The sequence below is a fragment of the Sphingobacterium sp. SG20118 genome, from assembly GCF_044740685.1.
GTDB lineage: Bacteria > Bacteroidota > Bacteroidia > Sphingobacteriales > Sphingobacteriaceae > Sphingobacterium.
Window position 1 is genome coordinate 4,674,094 of record NZ_CP172826.1, and the last position, 19,571, is coordinate 4,693,664.

Consider the following 19,571-nt stretch of genomic DNA (forward strand, 5'->3'; position numbering starts at 1 on the left):
TTTAACAGAAGAATTAATCACTTCTTTAACTTCATCATGTAATATTGCACATACGCATATAGCCGTAGCAAGTAAGTATCCCCTACTTGTGGACTAGTGGATACTTCTTAAAAAGAATTGAGCAACAATCATTAGAAAATTGGCAGCCCTGATGAACTTAGCTGTCTTTTACATCTACATGTAACTATGTCGTGATGAATAAACCCCAACATTGACAAAAACTGCCCACATCAGCCAAATAAGTTGTTCAAGTAAAAAAGGAGTATTACCGATACCTCAAATAAGTAACTAGCATAAGTGAAAAAGTAGTACTGCCTATTCACCAATATTTACACTTTTACCGACCAATTCCACAATTGGTTAGCACATCAACTATTGAAGCTTGTGTTTTATAAATGTCCAATTACAAAATAATGCACTATTCTAACCATACGGTCTCGTATTTGTACAAGTATGCTAGAAACCATCTCTCGGCATAGCGGAAAGCAAAAAAACATGCAGCATGAGTCTATTCGTGACATCGCTCAAGAGGAGAAGGTTTCAAAAGTGATTAATAGTGGAATTAGCTCATTTTATAACTTTAAATAAGACACCAACTCGCGAGCTGCCGCACCTCCTGCACGATTGGCACCAATAGTAGATGCCGATGGTCCATAACCTATTAAATGTATTCGTGGATCTTTGGTCACCTGTGTCGCTAATCTTCCTGTCATCTCGATTCCGCCTTTATCATTGATTAAACTTAATGGCGCAAGATGATCTAGGGAATGTCGAAAACCTGTATTCCAAAAAATAACATCTGCATCCAATGTTTTTCCATCCTTCCACCTCACACCTGTTTCAATAATCTCATCGAACATAGGTTTGCGATCTAAGATACCTCTTTGCAACATTTCTTCAATAGCCGGCGTCAGGGGCAATCCCGTTACGGAGACAACTGAACTTGGAGGCAACCCTTCGCGTACCCTTTTTTCAACTTGAGCAACTGCCTCACGTCCAATTTCTGGTGTAAAATCACCCTTGACAAAATCGACCGAGCGACGAGCGACCCAAGTAGTCTGTGTGACTTTGGAAATCTCTCCTAACAACTGGATTGCCGAAATGCCACCACCTACAACAATGACATGTTTGCCAATAAATTCTTCAGCATGATGGTATTCACCTGTATGCAATTGTCTACCCTGGAATTTTTCCCACCCTGGATATCTTGGACAATTTGGAGTTTTCCACGTACCTGTAGCATTGATAAATCCACGCGCATTGAATTGAACACCATTGGTGTGGATAAGAAATCGTCCATTTCGTTTCGTTACTTCCCTCACCCGTACAGGACGAACTACGGGTAAACCAAATGATTTCTCGTACTGTTCGTAGTATTTAGGAAGCGCTATATTTGCTTGCAAAGTGACATCGTTCGTATTTACAGCATCTGCGAATCCCATTCCTGGGAGGTCATTTATTCCATTGACATTGTCCAACGTCAAAGAGTCCCACCGGTGTTGCCAAGCTCCACCTGGGGCAAACTCATCATCCAATACCACAAAACCCTTTCCCGGCTCTATCCCCGCTTTTTTAAGATGATATGCAGCAGATAGACCTGCTTGACCTGCACCAATGACAACAATATCTACCTTGTAGAAAAAATCTGGACGAATTTGTAGGTTTTTATCAGCTTCCATAATGATAAATTTTTATAGGACTAGCTTCCTTATTGTTTTAGGACTTATCCGGCTAACGACAAGATACTAATTGTATCATTATATTGCCTATTCCTATTAGGAAAAATCTAAATAAGTCGATTGATGCAAAATCAAGAGTTCAAATGTTGATAGAAAAATGTAACGCAATAAAAAAGACCGCATCAAAATTTAGTTTTGATGCGGTCTTTTTTATTTAAAATCATGGATTAAGTCAATAAGAGTTTATCCGTATATAGTCAATGTAAAGCGACTAAAACTTATAATTCAACGAGAATGCAACATTGCGCGGATCAATCTGGTTGATGTAACCACCACGGAAGTATGAATTTAATCCAACCTCGTCCGTAATATTATTGATGAACAATTTGGCATCGAATTGTCTCCATCTATATCCTACTTGCGCATTTAATGTCGTATACGCTGGCATGTCAAATGGTTTTATACCTGCGTTATAAGTATGTCCATCATATTTCGTACTGTACTCATTGACAGGACGTTCGCCCACATAATAAACGCCTGCACTCAAACTCAGATTACGCAATGCACCTTTATTGACGACATATTGTACCCACGCATTAGCGGTGTTTTTAGGAGCATTCATCGGTGCCGAACCATTCACATAGGATGGCGAGTTCTCATAACGTGCATCGAGATAAGCATAACCTAACATCACGGTCAAATTTTCCAGAACACGTCCATTCAACTCGGCCTCGATACCTTCACGAACCAAGTCTCCTGCCTTAAAGTATAAGCCTGTTGGATCGCTGGAATTCGGTGTATATTCGGCATTGGTCAAGTTGGACGTATTGATATGAAAATACGTCAAATTGAAACGTAAACGATTGTTGATCCAATCTGACTTGATTCCTCCTTCAAACTGTGCTGTAGTAGAAGCTCCTGCTGTACCTCCGTCCACCATAGGGTTGGCCGCACTTCGCAGGTTGGTCGAATTTGTATAAGACCCGAAGACATTGAAGTTCTCAAATGGTGTTACGATAACTCCTGCCATTGGATTCCACGCAGATTCGCGTTTCTGGCCATTGGAAACAAAATCTTTCGTGATGATCTCGGAATAACGTAAACCTAATACCGCTTTGAAATACTTATTGAACTCGATGACATCCTGTGCCATAAAACCAATTGATGAATAATAGCTACGTACGGGATCTTTTGGTGTATAAGCGATCTTGTATCCTTGGCGGTCTACGCCCAATGAATCGACATAACCTACTTGGGTCAGGTCATTGGTCCAATCGCCATGAACATCAATAATGTCAATATAGGTTTGCTTTTGTTGCGCTTGGGTCAACAGCACATTTTTTTCTAAAGGACTAAACTTAGAACCAAAAGCCGTAGTCGAAGCATCCGCAATACGGTAATCTACACCCGCCTGTACCATATGCTTTACTTTACCGGTATAGAGATCCTGTCCGATTAAATCAAACTGGAAAGTCGTGTTCTTATCGTCGCGAAGACTCTTATTCATCGTACGCGTAAACGTATTGTATTGCTTAGCATCATCGGCAATCAAACCTGCAGCGGTAGATTGATTGTCCACTTGATAAGAAGACTTTGCTATGGAAGCACGAATAGACCAACGATCGGTCAGTTCATGGTTCATCTGCGCCATAAAACTATTCATCGCCGTATTGTTGTTGTCCGAATCAAATCCTAAAAAACGATCATTGGGCAATACATATAAGGCATTGACATCTTGCTTAGGATTCAGGTTTACGGCTGATGTAACGGGTGTACGATTATCATTGAAGTAATCTCCTTCCAATGTAATGGTCGTTTTTTCACTCGGTTTCCAGGTTAAAGAGGGGTTGATATAAACACGGTTTGATTGTAAACCTTTACGGTAACTATCGCCTCTTTCATAAGCACCGTTCATACGGAAAGCGACCGTTTGTTTTTTATCTAAAACGGTTTGGAAATCAAAAGTCGGACGGAATTGTCCCCAGCTACCCACACGAACACCTACTTCACCCTTATTTTCAAATTGCGGTGTTTTGGTTACCACATTGATCACACCTCCTGCATTACCAATATCGGTGATCACGCCTTGCGTGACTGCAGCAGATCCTTTGATCATCTGTATCGATTCGACCCCTTGCATATCCACAACTCCCGAAGCAGTCTGGAACTGAGAATCCATACGCACCCCGTTTTTCAATACAGGTACCCCACGGAAACCACGGGTTGATAATGATTCTTTCACACCTCCATAAGAACCAAATAAGGTAACTCCGGGTATATTCTTAACTGCATCTGTCAAAGTCAAGATACCTTGATCTTGAATCACTTTACTGGAAATGACAGAAATACTTTGGATTTGATCGGATGGTTTTAAGGGCATTCGCGTGATCATCTCCAATCCTTTTGGCTTTTTATGACGTTCGCCAAATACTTCTATCTCATCCATCTCTTGTTCACCATTAACCAGTACAATTGCTTTTAATACAATTTCCGCATTATTTACATCGTATTCATGCGCTATGGTACTCGTTTGATATCCCATATAAGAGAAGCGAATAACCGTGTTACGGTCAACTCCATCCAGTCTAAAGTGTCCCTTATGATCTGTTCTTATCGTTTTATCACCAATGGTTACGGTGACTGCACTGAGTGGGTTTTGATTAGCATCTACAACTTTTCCTTTTATTACACCTGAGGTCTGAGCATATGCACTAGCTCCGATTAAAAGTGAAGAAGCTGCAGTAAGTAAGTATTTGTTCATTTCGATAGTCTTGGAATTTATCTTTAATTAATCTAAATAGATTGCAACAAAGGTATTAAAAATCCTTATTTAGAACAATTAAAAATAAAGATTATCCGAACAAAGAGTTTATTTAACTGAAAATGAGTAAAATCAGTTTACTAGATAGGAAACACAACTTAAAAAAGTTGACTGAGAATCAAGATGAAAATAAAAGGTCTATCGCTATAAGGGGTATAGTCAAATGGCCTTGATTAGTGGCGTCATATAGCTGGTAATCAAGGCCAAATACAGTTTTTATGTGGCATTAGAAGTTCGGTTTTCTTTTTTTTAAGAAAGCATCAACGCCTTCTTTAAAGTCTGCTGTTAAAAAGAGATTGGAGAAATGTGCAATTTCGACCTCATAGCCCGTTCTTTTACCATAATCAAATGCATTTACCGCATCAATAGCTGCTGCCACCGCCGTACTTGATCTAGAGAATATACGTTGGAGCACGGATACAGACCTATCGAGCAATTCGTCGGCGGTCACTACTTCATTGATCAATCCGATTCGAGAAACCCTCTTCGGCGGTAATCATATCTGCCGTGAGTATCATTTGCAAAGCTCTTCCGCGGCCCACCAATTGGGTTAATCTTTGCGTTCCCCCATAGCCTGGCAACAGTCCTAAAGAAACCTCGGGGAGTCCTAATTTTGCATTTTCAGATGCAAATCGCATATGACAAGCCATCGCTAATTCCAGTCCACCTCCCAGAGCAAAACCATTAATAGCTGCGATAATCGTCTTTTTCGAGTTTTGGATCAATTCCGTGAAAATATAGTGACCTCTTTCCGAAAGATCTTTTGCATCGGCATGTTCCAGAGCCATAAATTCTTTAATATCCGCACCTGCAATAAAAGCTTTTTCACCAGCTCCTGTGATGATAGCTCCTTTTACTAGCGCATTTTCCTTTACAGCTATTAGCACAACTTCAAGTTCGTCAAGAGTCTGCTGATTCAAGGCATTTAATGCGGGAATTCTATTTATCGTAATAAATGCGATATTATTTTCAACTCGGTACAAAAGATTTTGAAATTCCATAATGCTAAAAATTTAAATGAAGAGATACTCCGTACGTATCTCGGGATACGTTAGGGTAATTCAGATAGGTTAACCGTCTTTTATATTCAACTCTAAATATTTTAAAAATATTATCAATCCCTACGATACCCTCCATGTAAGGTTGATTACCCATTACGCGGGTTTTATCCAATCCTTCATCATCACGATCAAACTGAATGAGGTCGGTATTGATATTTGGGTTATTATGATCACTCAATTTTCCATAATAAAATTTAAATCCAGTTACCTCCCGCCATTTCAAGCGCTGTAATAAAGGTATTCGATTAAATATATAGCCATCCCAATGGTGATAGTAGGCAAATTTGATAAAACGATCGGCCACAAACTCCATATTTGATATTAAATCAAAATTTTGCAATGGCCCTGACTTATCCGCTTGTATATCGGGCATTTCTAATATAGGGTAATAAAGTGTTCCCCAAAGCTTACCCGCACTTAATTCCACATCTGCAGTTCCAGCTGGCGACATCAATATGCGTTTAAAAATTTTGACCCGTAATGCATCATATCGTTGATTAGCACTCCAAAAACCATCTAAACCTTTATTGTACTGCAAAGATAAAATGGGAAATTTGTTTCTTATCGGGGTTCGTTCTAAGTTGCGGTAGTAGAATTGCTCTCCTGGAGCCCATCTCAACTTAATCTGAATATCGTTGGTATTAATACCGGCAAGCGTATCTGGTGAAATACCCCCTGTGACAAATGAAAGGGTGCCTGCTGTTGCTCGCTCATGTCGCGTAATGGCTGTGCTAATGCTAACGTGATTGCCGAACTCGATCAGGTGCTCGAGTTTAAAAATATCATTTCTTAACCATTTCGTGGGTTTATTTTTTCGGAACGATTGAAAAAAGCCATCTCCTTTCAAATAGCTTAAGCCACGCCCTGGTTCCATAACATCATGCTGTATTGTTGCCGAAAGGTAATGCGCAGGAAACTGGACAATTGATTTTCCATTTAGGGTATGGGCAACATTCAAATAGTACTTTAACTCTTGATCTTTGGTACCGTATGCGGCATAGCCTTCTAAAAAAAACTTATCCGATAACAGTTCTGTTGTACGTCCACCTAACCGAATCCTACTTCCTTCTATCTCATTAAAGCTATAGGTATACTCTAATGGTCCAAATTCAAATTTGCCCACATTGTAATAACTTTTTGCTAAAAAATAACCTACCGCCATTAAGCGATTAATGGACTTCATATCCGATAATGAATCAATATTGGTATAGGTATTAGCCTCGGTTTTTGTCAACGGAACGACCCTTATTTTATCCCATATAATGGAATCTTTATTTTCAAGGTAGCGCTTCTCAATTGGAATACCCGCAAAAATGACGTCATCAATAGGGTCATCTTTGTATTTCGAAAAATAGGTCTCTTTCTTTCCATATAATGCATTTCCTTTAGAAGTACCGAACAAAATCTGGAGATTGGCTCGTTTAGGCAACATCTGCCCCGCTGGGTGCTTCTCAAATTCTAAGCCGACATTGATGGCATTCACCCAATTGATATTTGCTTCTTCTTCGAGTTGCATATCGGCATGGTAGACGGCATAGCGATCATCATCGGAAACCCATAATGACCCCTTAAAAAGTACATCCATTTTTGATTTTGCTTCAAATCCCAACTCGATAAAACGTAATCCTTGATGTACTATGGTGTCTTTAATTGTATACTTATAATAGGTAGGTGCATTGCCTGCAATGGGGCTTAAAAAGGCTTTACTAATGAGCTGAATATTATTCTCATAAAGGTCAATATCTCGAAATTGATCTTGAAAATAGCTCTGGATATTGGCATTGTTAATATAGCGCTTGTTCAGCTCCGTTACCTGATGCCCTATAATTATTTTTTTCTTGCGGGAAGGCTTGAATGTAGAATAAACCTCTGATACATTTTCTTCTAGATAAAAGGGTAGAATGGAGCTCCCGGGTATGCTTAAGGTATCTTTATTCTCAAATAAGAACCGCAACTTGCTTGGTAACTTATTCGTCTTTACTTTTAAATCTATGGTTCCAAACTGTGATTTTTCATATTCTTCGTATTGGATCTGCTTTAATCTAGAAATATGATTCGCATCCTTATGTGCGATTACCTTTTCGATCAACGCAAGCGCAGGATCTTTATATTTCTTACTCTTACGCTCCACAAGAACTTCCCCAATATGAGTGTTCTTCGCAAAAAGTAAAATATTCAGAACGGAATCTTTGGTGACATTTAGATCTACTATTTTTGCTTCATATCCGACTGCTCGAAAAACAAGCTGATCAAACTCTAATCGCAAGAAGAGATTAAAATTCCCTAATGTATCGGCCGAAGTTTCCAGCCGTATTACCACTCCACGAAATACTGGTTAAAGGAATTCCTTTACCCGTATGACCATCGATCACTTGACCTTTTATATTTCGTTGTGCAAAACCTAGGCTCGTTAAAATACCCAGCACAACAGCAATAATAAATAGTCTTTTTATTATAGTTATAATCGGCACTTTTAACATCATGAATATCAGCAATTACTTATTCTATTGACAATATACAATTTGTCTTTAAATTACAAGGCATGAAATTAAAAATAAAAATGCATCGTTTATTCAAACGATGCATCTCCTATATTTACTTATTACTCCGTCTAAATTAACTGCATCAGGTAATTTGGATAGACACCGATTAAAATCGTCAGAACGGTGGTTACAACAAAGAGAAAAACATAATTGGCGTTTATAGCGACCGGTTTATCTTCGCCAGTCCTGAAGTACATCGCGACTACAACCTTTAAATAATAATATACGGCAATTGCTGCATTTAAGACTGCAATCAGCAACAGTACAATATGATACTGCTCCATCACGGCACTGAACATCATAAACTTACCAATAAAACCAGCTGTCAAGGGAATCCCTGCTAAAGAAAGCATCGCTATGGTCATCACAGCAGCTAAATAGGGGTTCTTTTTCGCCAGTCCATTGAATGATTCGAAATGATCTGAACCAATTGTCCTTTTCACTAGAATCAGTCCTGCAAAAGCCGTTAATGTTGCCAATGAATAGGCTGCACCATAAACGAAAACAGCATTTGCTGAATCCGGACCTGCAGCAACAACTGCAAATAATAGGTAACCAGCATGCGAAATACTGGAATAAACCAACATCCGCTTAAAAGATGATTGCATTAAGGCTGAAAGATTACCAATAAATAAGGTTAATACGACAACGCCCAAGAAAATCGGTGTCCAGAAATCTTGTAAAGGTAAAAGTGAAAAGGTAAACAACCTCAGTAATCCCGCAAAGGAGGCTATTTTAACAACAGTACTCATAAAGCTCGTAATCAAGATAGGGGCACCGTCATAAACGTCCGCAGTCCAGAAATGGAAAGGAGCAGCACCTACTTTGAATATCAGACCGATCATCATCAAAAGTACACCGCCATAGAACAAGGGGGATACTTGATCTGGATGATCGACGACATAATGTTTGATTTCTTCAAGGTCAAATGATCCAGATGCACCGTATAATAAGGTGATACCAAAAAGTAAAAAACCGGTAGAAAAGGCGCCCATAATGAAGTATTTCAGAGCAGCCTCATTGGACGCAAGATCTTTTTTACGTATGCCTACTAGAATATAAAGTGCAACAGACATAATCTCTATCCCTAAAAACAGCAGGGCTAGGTTATGATAACTATTGACTAGGACTGCTCCTAGTAAAGAGAATAATAATAACGTATAATATTCGGCCACATGATCGCTAGAAGAAGTGAAATACCCCTTTGAAAGTACTAGAACGAGTATGGTTACAACGGTACAGAGTACCGAAAAAGCTATTGCGTAATGATCGAATAAGATCATCCCGTTATACAAAGGGTTTGCTTCAACTGTCCAATCTCGGACCAATAAGCCTACCACAACGAGTAAACCCACTATAGACACCGGTAATAATGCTTTGTTTGCTTTAAATAATCCTAAATAAAGTACCAATAATGCTAATATTGATAATGTAATAATCGCCCCCATAATCGAATCTATTATTCGTAAAGTTTAAGTCTGTAATTATCTTCCTAAGAACGTAGCCAAGATGGACACGGACGCTGAAGAAATATGCAATAAGCTGTTTGGAAAAATTCCTAAATAAATAATTAATGCCGAGATAATCACTAAGGTATACAGTTCGACTCCCGCAATATCACTGAAGTTTTCTGTCCGCTCTGAAGTAGTTCCCAACATGGTTTTTTGATATAATCGGAGCATATATACTGCCGCTAAAATAAGTGTCAAGCCACCAAAAACAGCATACCAAACACCATATTCGTAAATTCCTTTGAGCAATAAAAATTCGCCAATAAACCCATTTGTCAATGGCAGACCAATGGCGCCCATGATAATGATTAAAAAAACTAGGGCTAAGCGTGGCGCCTTTTTAGCGATGCCGCCCAAATTCCTTAAGTCTCGTGAGCCTGTTCGGTCTTGAATGATATCGAGCACAAAAAATAATCCGACAACAGATATACCATGGTTCACCATCTGCATCATAGCACCACTCAGGCCGGTGATATTCCATGCAAAAACTCCGGCACTGATCAACCCAACGTGAGCAATTGAAGAGTAAGCAATAACGCGTTTGGTATCTTGTTGCTGAATGGCGATGATGGATGCATAAACTACTGCGAAGACACACAAAATCATAACCAATTGACCGTAGCTAGCGGCGGCCTCTGGCACCACTGGCAAAAGCCAACGCATCAAACCATATACGCCCATCTTCAGCATAATACCGGCTAGTAGCATCGTTCCTGCTGCTGGTGCATGCGTATAGGTATTGGGCTGCCACGTATGAAAAGGAAAAATAGGTATCTTAATAGCAAAAGCAATAAAAAAGGCCCAAAATATCCAACGTTGTGTAACCGCATCCAAATCAAGTGAAACAAAGGAGTGCCATTCAAAATCATTGGTCGCGACCTGCTGGTGCAGGTATAAAATGGCGATCAGCATGAGTAAGCTACCGAGAAATGTGTAGATGAAAAATTTTAAGTTGACGCGGATGCGATCTCCATCGCCCCATAATGCGCATATAAAATAAATCGGAATCAAAGCAACTTCCCAACCAACATAAAATGTAAAGGCGTCCAGCGCTGAAAAAACCAACATCAACCCACTTTGCATGAAAAACATCAGTGCATAAAAATTACCCTTAAAGGGTTTTCTAAAAGTCGTCAGTACAATGAGTGGAACCAAAACATTGGTCAACACCAATAATGGTAAACTAATCCCGTCGATTCCAATATGAAAATTTACACCTAAAGCAGCAATCCATGGATATGACTGCTCATAATTAAAGTCACCTGAAGCATCGAATTGACAAATAAAAGGAACTGTCAGACCCAACGTGATCAAAGACAAAATCAGTGCTGCTTTTTTTGCTATTGCATGTTGACATACAAATAGTAAAAATAAAGCACCAATAATAGGAGTTAAAATAAGTAAAAATAGGTTATCCATTGATGATCAAATAGCTATTACAATGTTAAAAACTCAATAAACCGTATATAAAGATGGCAATCGCTCCAACGACCATCAGTAAAAGATAGAAACCAACATTTCCACTTTGTAAAAGACGAACTCCTTTTCCTGTCATAAAGGACGATTTACCAATCCCGTTGACTAAACCATCAATCCCTAAATCATCGACAACTCTTGCGAAAAACACCGATAACCTATTGATTGGTTTTACGAGCAATCGATCATAGATTTCATCGACATAAAATTTATGATAAGAAAGCTTAGCTAGACCAGTTCTTTCAACTTGATCATGTTTCTGGGACGACGGCCTGCCTTACATATTTATTGTACGCAACAAATGCCATAACCAAAACGCCAACGATAGACACTCCCATCAACATATACTCGGTACTATGTGTAATAGTATGTGCGTGCTGTAGATTTGCACCGTCAACAAACACGGGCGACAGGAAGTTTGCCAACCAGGCATTACCTCCCAAAACTTCAGGAAGATTGAGTACACCACCGAAAATAGACAACACGGCCAATACAATCAAAGGAAGAGTCATAGAGGTCGGAGATTCGTGTACATGCTGCTTTTGTTCTTCACTTCCTCTAAACGTGCCAAAGAAAGTCAAATAAATCAATCTGAACATATAGAAAGAAGTCATCAAAGCTCCTATGAACCCCAAAACCCAATAAATCGGATTTGCAGCAAAAGCATGTGCTAAAATTTCATCTTTAGAGAAAAAGCCCGAAAAAGGTGGGATTCCGGAAATGGCGATGGTGCCAATCATCATCGTTATATAGGTAATAGGCAAAGCTTTTTTTAAACCGCCCATTTTTCGCATATCCTGCTCATTGCTCATACCATGGATAACGGATCCCGCACCTAAGAATAATAAAGCTTTAAAAAATGCGTGTGTCAATACATGAAAAAATGTTCCTGTGAATGCACCTACTCCTAATCCTAAAAACATATACCCTAACTGGGAAACCGTTGAATAGGCTAAGACCTTCTTGATATCATTCTGTGTCAATGCTGTAGCAGCAGCAAATAATGCTGTGCAGACACCTATTACCGCGATTATCTGGAGTGTCAAAGGAGAAAGTATGAATAAAATATTAGAACGCGCAATCATGTAAATTCCTGCAGTTACCATGGTTGCCGCATGGATCAATGCTGAAACGGGTGTTGGTCCAGCCATGGCATCTGGTAGCCATGTAAACAATGGAATCTGGGCAGACTTACCGGTGGCTGCTACAAAAAGTAAGAGTGTAATCGTTAATATGGTCACATCACCTACCGGAAAGTTCTTGGCTGATTGAAATACCGTAGCAAATTCTAAAGAACCAAAAGCACTAAATATAAAGAAGACTGCGAGTAGAAAACCCAAATCTCCAATACGATTCATCACGAAAGCCTTTTTAGCCGCTGCGCCATAATCACTGTTTTTATACCAAAAACCAATAAGTAAGTAAGAACAAAGTCCTACACCTTCCCAGCCGATAAACATCACCAAGTAATTGGACCCCATTACTAGTAGCAACATGAAAAAGATAAAGAGATTCAGGTAAGCAAAATATTTTGCGAAACCTGCATCTTGCTGCATATATCCAATGGAATAAATATGGATTAAAAAGCCTATACCTGTCACAACAAGTAACATAATCGCACTTAAAGGATCCACCAAAAAGGAAAGTGAAACCTCTAAACTTCCGATTTTAATCCAATCGAAGATATGTTGCGTTATCACACCTGTTTCCCCTAGGGCTCGTGCCTGATAGATAGCTGCAAAAATACTACAACTCAACAGAAAGGAAACAAATACGGTAGCACTACCGATAAAACCTACCAAACTTTTTGAAAGCAATTGTCGACCAAGCCCATTGATCAGGAAACCAATCAAGGGTAATAAAGGAATTAACCAAATTAAATCACGCATAGCTACTATCTTTCTTTTTTTTAATGCTGTAAATTACCATCGAAGTTTATGAAGAGAATCAATATCTACTGACTTCGTATTTCGATATACCATAATAATAATAGCCAAGCCCACCGCCACTTCTGCTGCTGCTAAAGCCATAATAAAGAATACGAAGACCTGCCCTGAAGCATCTCCATGTTGTACTGAAAATGCAGCTAAAAGTAAATTAACGGCATTCAGCATCAATTCTATCGACATCATCATGATGATGACGTTACGACGAATAAGTACTCCGACCACACCAATGACGAAAATTAGGCTGCAAAAAATCAGATAATGATTTATAGGAACACCTTGTAATTGTTGAATTGCTGTTTCCATTATACTTTTCTTGTTTCTTTTTTCGCTAATAAAACTGCTCCAATCATCGCCGTTAATAATAGAATTGAAGACAATTCAAACGGGAGCAAAAACTCTTTAAATAATACCTTTCCCAAATTTTTCACTAACCCGATATCTGGATTTTTGGCGACCAAGGGACTTGATATTTCAAATACACGAAAGGCTCCAAAAAAAACGACTACCATACAACAACCTGCTATCACACCCATCATTTTCACCAATTTTGATTTCATCGGTTCGGTGTCCTTATTGAGATTCAAAAGCATCAATACAAATAAGAAGAGGACCATGATGGCTCCCATATAGACGATGAAATTGACAACTGCTAAGAACTGGGCATTTAATAGAATATAGTGAATGGTAAACGTAAAAAATGTAATTACAAGGTATAAAACGCTGTGCACAGGATTTTTCGTGAAGATGGTCATCAGCGCGAAAAATAGCGATAGAAAGGCAACTAAATAAAAAACAGTCATAGATTTTTGGTTAACTATTCAATTTTGTAATATCAAATTTTGGTTCTACCAATTTATCTTTTCCGTAAATAAAATCTTTACGGAGATAATCGGCTGTCACATGTGGGCCGTCCAAATAAATGGCTTCTTTAGGACAGGCTTCTTCACATAAGCCACAAAAGATACAACGGAGCATATTGATTTCATATACTGCTGCATATTTTTCCTCTCGATACAAATGCTTCTCTTCATTTGTACGTTCTGCAGCTATCATCGTGATGGCTTCTGCGGGGCAGGATAACGCACATAACCCACAGGCTGTGCAACGCTCTCGTCCCTGTTCATCACGTTTCAACGAATGTTGCCCTCTAAAATTCTTAGAATATGGTCGCTGCTCCTCCGGATATTTAATGGTCGGTATTTTCTTAAAAAAATGTCTCAAAGTAATCGATAAACCTTTTATGATAGCAGGAAAATAAATCCGCTCCATAAAGTTCATCGGTTTTTGGTCTAATACTTTTTTTCTATTACTTAATGGTTGCATAACTGTTCCCTTCTATGAAAAATATGTATCCTTAATCAATGTAATAATTCCTGTCAAAACAATATTCGCGATAGCTAACGGGATCAACATCTTCCACCCTAGATTCATCAACTGATCATAACGGAAACGCGGTAAAGTCCAACGTACCCACATAAAGAAGAAGATAAAAGCAAATATTTTAATAAAGAAGGCCAATACCCCTAATATCGTAATCCAATTTTCCGAAAGACCTAAGTCATTCATAAAAGGAAAATTATACCCTCCAAAATATAGAGACGCCATCAACGCTGAGGAGACGAACATATTGATATATTCGGAAAACATATAGAGTCCCAATTTCATAGACGAATATTCGGTATGATAACCCCCGACTAATTCAGTCTCACATTCAGGCAAGTCAAAAGGAACACGGTTACACTCTGCGAAGGCACATACCATAAAGATGATAAAACCCAATGGCTGATACCAAATATTCCAATTCACAAAACCAGACTGTTGCGCGACAATCTCTTTCAATGAAAGAGACCCGGTGATCATTAATAATGCGATAATCGATAAACCCATGGCAATTTCATAGCTGATACTCTGTGATGCAGCACGAATAGCACCCATTAGGGAGAATTTATTATTCGACGCCCATCCCCCCAACATGATGCCGTATACGCCCAGCGCTATAACACCAAACATGTACAGGATACCCACATTCACATCTGCAACTTGCAACGATATGACACGATCGCCAATGGTCAACGATTGTCCCCAAGGAATCACTGCAGAACTAACACAGGCTGTGATAATCGCTATTGTCGGTCCAAGAATAAATAATGTTTTATGTGCTCCTGCTGGAATAATCTCTTCTTTAAAGAAAAACTTACCTCCATCACATAATGGTTGTAATAATCCGAAAATACCCGCACGATCTGGACCATAACGATCTTGCATAAAACCAGCTATCTTACGTTCCGCCAAAGTAGAGTACATGGCAATCACTAGTGTGATCACAAAAACTAGGGTTACTAGGGCGAATTTTTCTATGACAAATGACCACTCCATATTATTTCAATTTTTCTGTTCTAGCCAATTGTTCTAAATTTTGTTCCTGCAATACAGGGTCGAGTTCGATAACAGCTGGTGGATTAAAGCGTGTGTAATGATTGGATGCAATAACGGATTGGTCGTTGATTGGAGTTGGTTCTTCCAATTTCCAATCGCGGGTTTCCTTTTTATCATAGCGGCAAGTATTACAGATAAACTCCTCAACCTCTCCATACTCATCTTTCCGTGCTGTCACCCGTATCACATCTGCCCCTTTATACCATAGGGTCACTTTGCCCGAACAAGTAGGACAATCACGATGTGCATCAACGGGTTTTGTAAACCAAACCCGGTTCTTAAAGCGGAAAGTTCTATCCGTCAACGCCCCCACTGGACATACGTCAATTACATTCCCCGAGAAGTCATTCTCAACCACATTCTGGATATAGGTCGAAATTTCTGAATGATCTCCACGTCCAATAATACCGTGTACACGTTTGTCTGTAATCTGATCGGCGACAAATACACAACGATAACATAAGATACAGCGGTTCATATGCAACTGTATTTTATCTCCGATATCGACCCGTTCAAACGTTCTTCTATCAAACTCATAACGGGTCTGGGCAGAGCCATGCTCAAAACCTAAATCTTGCAACTTACATTCTCCAGCTTGATCACACACGGGACAATCCAATGGATGGTTGATGAGCAACATCTCGACAATAGCCTTACGTGCATCCACAACATCAGGGGAAGTAATATTCTCGACTTCCATCCCATCCATAACAGTTGTTCGACAGGATGCCACCAATTTGGGCATAGGACGAGGATCTTTTTCAGATCCCTTTGACACTTTGACTAAGCAAGTACGGCATTTACCTCCTGTACCCTCCAATTTAGAGTAGTAACACATGGCTGGAGGAACAATGTCCCCACCAATTTGGCGTGCCGCATTCAAAATTGTTGTCCCTGGTGCTACTTCAACAGGAATACCATCTATAATAACTTTTAATTTTACCTCTTCTGCCATCTTCGTATCTCGTAAACCACAATCTAATTAAGAAACAACCGGTACTAAAGGATCCGCATAATGTGCCAATCCATAATTACGTATCAAAGCATCATCTGGATGCTTGATATGCCATTCAAACTCATCTCTGAAATGACGAATAGCAGCTGCCACAGGCCATGCTGCTGCATCTCCTAAAGGACATATGGTATTTCCTTCTATACGCCTTTGGATATCCCAAAGCAATTCTATATCGGACAGATTACCGTGTCCATTTTCTATCTTATGCAACACCTTCTCCATCCAGCCGGTTCCCTCGCGACAAGGAGAACACTGACCACAACTCTCATGATGGTAAAAACGACTGAAATTCCAAGTATTGCGAACAATACATTGATCTTCATCAAAAACGATAAACCCACCAGAACCCATAGAAGATCCTGTTTGGAATCCACCATCAGCCAATGATTCATAAGTCATCAAACGGTTATTGCCATTTGCGGTTTTCAAAATCAAATTGGCCGGTAAAATAGGAACAGATGAACCGCCTGCGACCACAGCTTTCATTTTTTTACCATTGGCGATACCTCCACAATATTCGTCCGAATAAATGAACTCTTCCACTGGAAGACCCAATTCAATCTCATATACACCAGGTTTCACCAAATTTCCACTTGCGGAAATCAATTTAGTTCCTGTGCTCCGCTCAATACCGATCTTTGCATATTCTTCTCCACCATCATTGATTATAGGAACAGTTGCTGCAATCGATTCAACATTATTCACCACCGTAGGACACCCATATAATCCTGCTATAGCGGGAAAAGGTGGCTTTATTCTTGGATTGCCTCTTTTACCTTCTAAGGATTCTAATAAGGCCGTTTCTTCACCACAGATATAAGCTCCTGCTCCTGGTTGAACATAAATTTCCAAATCATAACCCGAACCCAATATATTTTTACCTAGAAACCCTGCGGCTTTCGCTTCCTGTATGGCACGTTCCAGAATACGAATCTGTGGCATCATTTCTCCTCTCACATAAATGTAAGACGTATGAGCACCTAATGCATAACTGGAAACGATCATACCTTCTAACAGGGCATGGGGAATATGCGTCATTAAAAAACGATCCTTAAATGTCCCAGGTTCAGATTCATCGCCATTACAGACGAGATAACGAGGAACACCTTCTGGTTTAGCTAAGAAACTCCACTTCATGCCTGTCGGAAAACCTGCTCCTCCCCTTCCTCTGAGACCTGATTTTTTAACTTCTTCGACTACATCATCTGGAGACATTGTTTTGAGTGCTTTTTCTACCGAACGATAACCTCCATTTTGACGGTAAACATCAAAAGTTTGAATCCCTGGAACATCTATATGCGTTAACAAAAGTTTACGTGCCATATTAAATCGTTTTTGAGCTTAAATCATCTATTAATTGGTCGACACTATCTGCTGTCAAATTCTCATAAAAAGTATACGCTGGACCTATCTGTAGCACGGGGCCATAGCCGCAAGCAGCGAGGCACTCCACACCTCTCCAAGAGAATAAACCGTCTGCTGTAACTTCACCTTCTTTAACACCTAGTTTATGCTCAAGATGTGCCATGATTCCCTCGGCACCTACCAAACAGCAGGGACCTGTACGACATACTTCCAGCACATATTTACCTTGTGGCTGCAAGAGGTACATCGTGTAAAAAGTAGCAACCTCAAATACTTCTATAGGCTCAATACTTAAATAATAAGCCACTTTATTCATCGCGTCGGGACTTAACCAACCGAATTCAGCTTGCACCAAATGCAGTATAGGTAACAATGCTGATTTCTGCCTTCCTTCTGGAAAACGTCCGACTATATCAGCAAATTGATTTAGCAATGTTGAAGAAAATTCAACAACTTCATTGTTTTTGACACTAAGCATCTAATTCTCCTGCAATAACGTTAAGACTACTCATATTTAGTATGGCATCCGACAGCAACATTCCTGCACTCATCGGAGCAAACATTTGATAATTTATAAAGGACGGTCTCCTAAAGTGTAAACGATAAGGAGTGCGTCCTCCATCGTGAACCAAGTAAAACCCCAACTCTCCATTGGCTCCTTCCACTGCATGGTAAACCTCTGCCTTAGGCGTATCGACTTCTCCCATCACAATTTTAAAATGATAGATCAGCGCCTCCATATTCGTATAAACCTGTTCTTTTGGAGGTAAGTAGAATTCTGGTACATCGGCATGGAAAATACCCTTGGGTTCTTTTTCTATTTTTTCCAATGCTTGTTCTATGATCCGTAAGGATTGCCACATTTCTTCATTACGCACCATGTAGCGATCATATACATCACCTTTAGTTCCTACTGGAACGTCGAAATCAAACTCTTCATAAGAGCAGTAAGGGTTTTGTACTCGAACATCATAATCAATACCTGTCGCCCGTAAAATTGGGCCGGACCAACTATAATCTATTGCTTCTTCTGGTGTAACTGCAGCAATGCCCGAAGTACGCTCTATAAAAATGCGATTACGATCAAATAACTCCGTAAACTCGGTCAGAACTGGTGGGAATCTTTTCAAAAATTCAGCAATTTTTGCAAAAGCAATGTCATTAAAATCTCTTTCAAAGCCCCCTATTCGACCAATATTAGTGGTTAAACGTGCACCACATATCTCTTCAAAAATCTCATAGATAAACTCCCGCTCTTGCATCAAATACAAGAAACCGGAGAATGCACCTGTATCAACACCAAGAATACCGTTGCAGATAATATGATCTGCGATCCGAGCCAATTCCATCACGATTACACGCATGTACTGTACCCGTTTTGGAATCTCTATTTTCAAAAGCTTCTCCACGGTCATGTGCCAACCCATATTATTGATGGGAGCTGAACAATAATTCAATCGATCCGTTAGCGGTGTTATTTGATAGAAGGGTCTATGCTCTGCAATTTTTTCAAAAGCTCGATGAATATAACCGATTGTTGAAACCCCACTCACGATACGTTCTCCATCAATTTGAACCACATTTTGAAACACACCATGTGTTGCAGGATGTGTTGGTCCAATATTTAAGGTGATCAACTCATCTTGTGGGTCATTATCGTCGTATACAGGTTTATTGGGAGATATATTGCTAATAAAATCGTTCATAACTGGTTT

The 19,571-nt window shown here is 39.5% G+C and carries 16 protein-coding genes and 1 pseudogene; all 17 read right to left on the bottom strand.

Annotated elements, in window-relative coordinates:
- Positions 1–572: 572 nt before the first annotated feature.
- Positions 573–1,679, bottom strand: a complete 1,107-nt coding sequence (locus ACFX5U_RS21375) for an NAD(P)-binding domain-containing protein (RefSeq protein ID WP_400262077.1) — start codon at positions 1,677–1,679, stop codon at positions 573–575.
- Between the two features lie 271 nt (positions 1,680–1,950).
- The gene (locus tag ACFX5U_RS21380) at positions 1,951–4,440 is read right to left on the bottom strand and encodes a TonB-dependent siderophore receptor (RefSeq protein ID WP_400262078.1); all 2,490 of its coding nucleotides are present in this window, start codon (positions 4,438–4,440) and stop codon (positions 1,951–1,953) included.
- Positions 4,441–4,726: 286 nt separating this feature from the next.
- Complete coding sequence (locus ACFX5U_RS21385) at positions 4,727–4,966, bottom strand: enoyl-CoA hydratase/isomerase family protein (protein ID WP_400262079.1); 240 nt, start codon at positions 4,964–4,966, stop codon at positions 4,727–4,729.
- The gene (locus ACFX5U_RS21390; protein ID WP_400262080.1) at positions 4,956–5,501 is read right to left on the bottom strand and encodes an enoyl-CoA hydratase-related protein; all 546 of its coding nucleotides are present in this window, start codon (positions 5,499–5,501) and stop codon (positions 4,956–4,958) included. The genes ACFX5U_RS21385 and ACFX5U_RS21390 overlap by 11 nt, the downstream gene beginning before the upstream one ends.
- A gap of 4 nt (positions 5,502–5,505) precedes the next feature.
- On the bottom strand, positions 5,506–7,827 hold the full coding sequence (locus ACFX5U_RS21395; RefSeq protein WP_400262081.1) for a DUF5686 family protein: 2,322 nt from the start codon (positions 7,825–7,827) through the stop codon (positions 5,506–5,508).
- A 7-nt stretch (positions 7,828–7,834) separates the two neighbouring features.
- Positions 7,835–8,044 (bottom strand): hypothetical protein, encoded by a 210-nt coding sequence (locus ACFX5U_RS21400; RefSeq protein ID WP_400262082.1) that lies wholly within the window; start codon positions 8,042–8,044, stop codon positions 7,835–7,837.
- 128 nt (positions 8,045–8,172) lie between these two features.
- Positions 8,173–9,552, bottom strand: a complete 1,380-nt coding sequence (locus ACFX5U_RS21405; protein WP_280571461.1) for an NADH-quinone oxidoreductase subunit N — start codon at positions 9,550–9,552, stop codon at positions 8,173–8,175.
- Positions 9,553–9,588: 36 nt separating this feature from the next.
- On the bottom strand, positions 9,589–11,034 hold the full coding sequence (locus tag ACFX5U_RS21410) for a NuoM family protein (RefSeq protein ID WP_400262083.1): 1,446 nt from the start codon (positions 11,032–11,034) through the stop codon (positions 9,589–9,591).
- A gap of 25 nt (positions 11,035–11,059) precedes the next feature.
- Positions 11,060–12,980, bottom strand: a pseudogene (gene nuoL / locus ACFX5U_RS21415) (NADH-quinone oxidoreductase subunit L).
- A gap of 33 nt (positions 12,981–13,013) precedes the next feature.
- Positions 13,014–13,343 (bottom strand): NADH-quinone oxidoreductase subunit NuoK, encoded by a 330-nt coding sequence (nuoK, locus tag ACFX5U_RS21420; RefSeq protein WP_038701809.1) that lies wholly within the window; start codon positions 13,341–13,343, stop codon positions 13,014–13,016.
- Complete coding sequence (locus ACFX5U_RS21425) at positions 13,343–13,840, bottom strand: NADH-quinone oxidoreductase subunit J (RefSeq protein WP_038701810.1); 498 nt, start codon at positions 13,838–13,840, stop codon at positions 13,343–13,345. Before ACFX5U_RS21425 ends, nuoK begins: the two co-directional genes overlap by 1 nt.
- A gap of 10 nt (positions 13,841–13,850) precedes the next feature.
- The gene (locus ACFX5U_RS21430; RefSeq protein WP_400262084.1) at positions 13,851–14,363 is read right to left on the bottom strand and encodes a NuoI/complex I 23 kDa subunit family protein; all 513 of its coding nucleotides are present in this window, start codon (positions 14,361–14,363) and stop codon (positions 13,851–13,853) included.
- A gap of 12 nt (positions 14,364–14,375) precedes the next feature.
- Positions 14,376–15,416, bottom strand: a complete 1,041-nt coding sequence (nuoH, locus tag ACFX5U_RS21435) for an NADH-quinone oxidoreductase subunit NuoH (RefSeq protein WP_038701812.1) — start codon at positions 15,414–15,416, stop codon at positions 14,376–14,378.
- A gap of 1 nt (position 15,417) precedes the next feature.
- Positions 15,418–16,431 carry a 2Fe-2S iron-sulfur cluster-binding protein gene (locus ACFX5U_RS21440; RefSeq protein ID WP_038701813.1) on the bottom strand — a complete coding sequence of 338 codons (1,014 nt, stop codon included), beginning with the start codon at positions 16,429–16,431 and terminating at the stop codon, positions 15,418–15,420.
- Between the two features lie 27 nt (positions 16,432–16,458).
- On the bottom strand, positions 16,459–17,814 hold the full coding sequence (nuoF, locus tag ACFX5U_RS21445; protein WP_400262085.1) for an NADH-quinone oxidoreductase subunit NuoF: 1,356 nt from the start codon (positions 17,812–17,814) through the stop codon (positions 16,459–16,461).
- Position 17,815: 1 nt separating this feature from the next.
- Entirely contained in the window at positions 17,816–18,334 is a 519-nt protein-coding gene (gene nuoE, locus ACFX5U_RS21450) for an NADH-quinone oxidoreductase subunit NuoE (RefSeq protein WP_400262086.1), read from the bottom strand.
- A complete protein-coding gene (locus ACFX5U_RS21455) occupies positions 18,327–19,562 on the bottom strand; it encodes an NADH-quinone oxidoreductase subunit D (protein WP_200878590.1) in 1,236 nt (411 codons plus the stop codon). Before ACFX5U_RS21455 ends, nuoE begins: the two co-directional genes overlap by 8 nt.
- Positions 19,563–19,571: the final 9 nt, after the last annotated feature.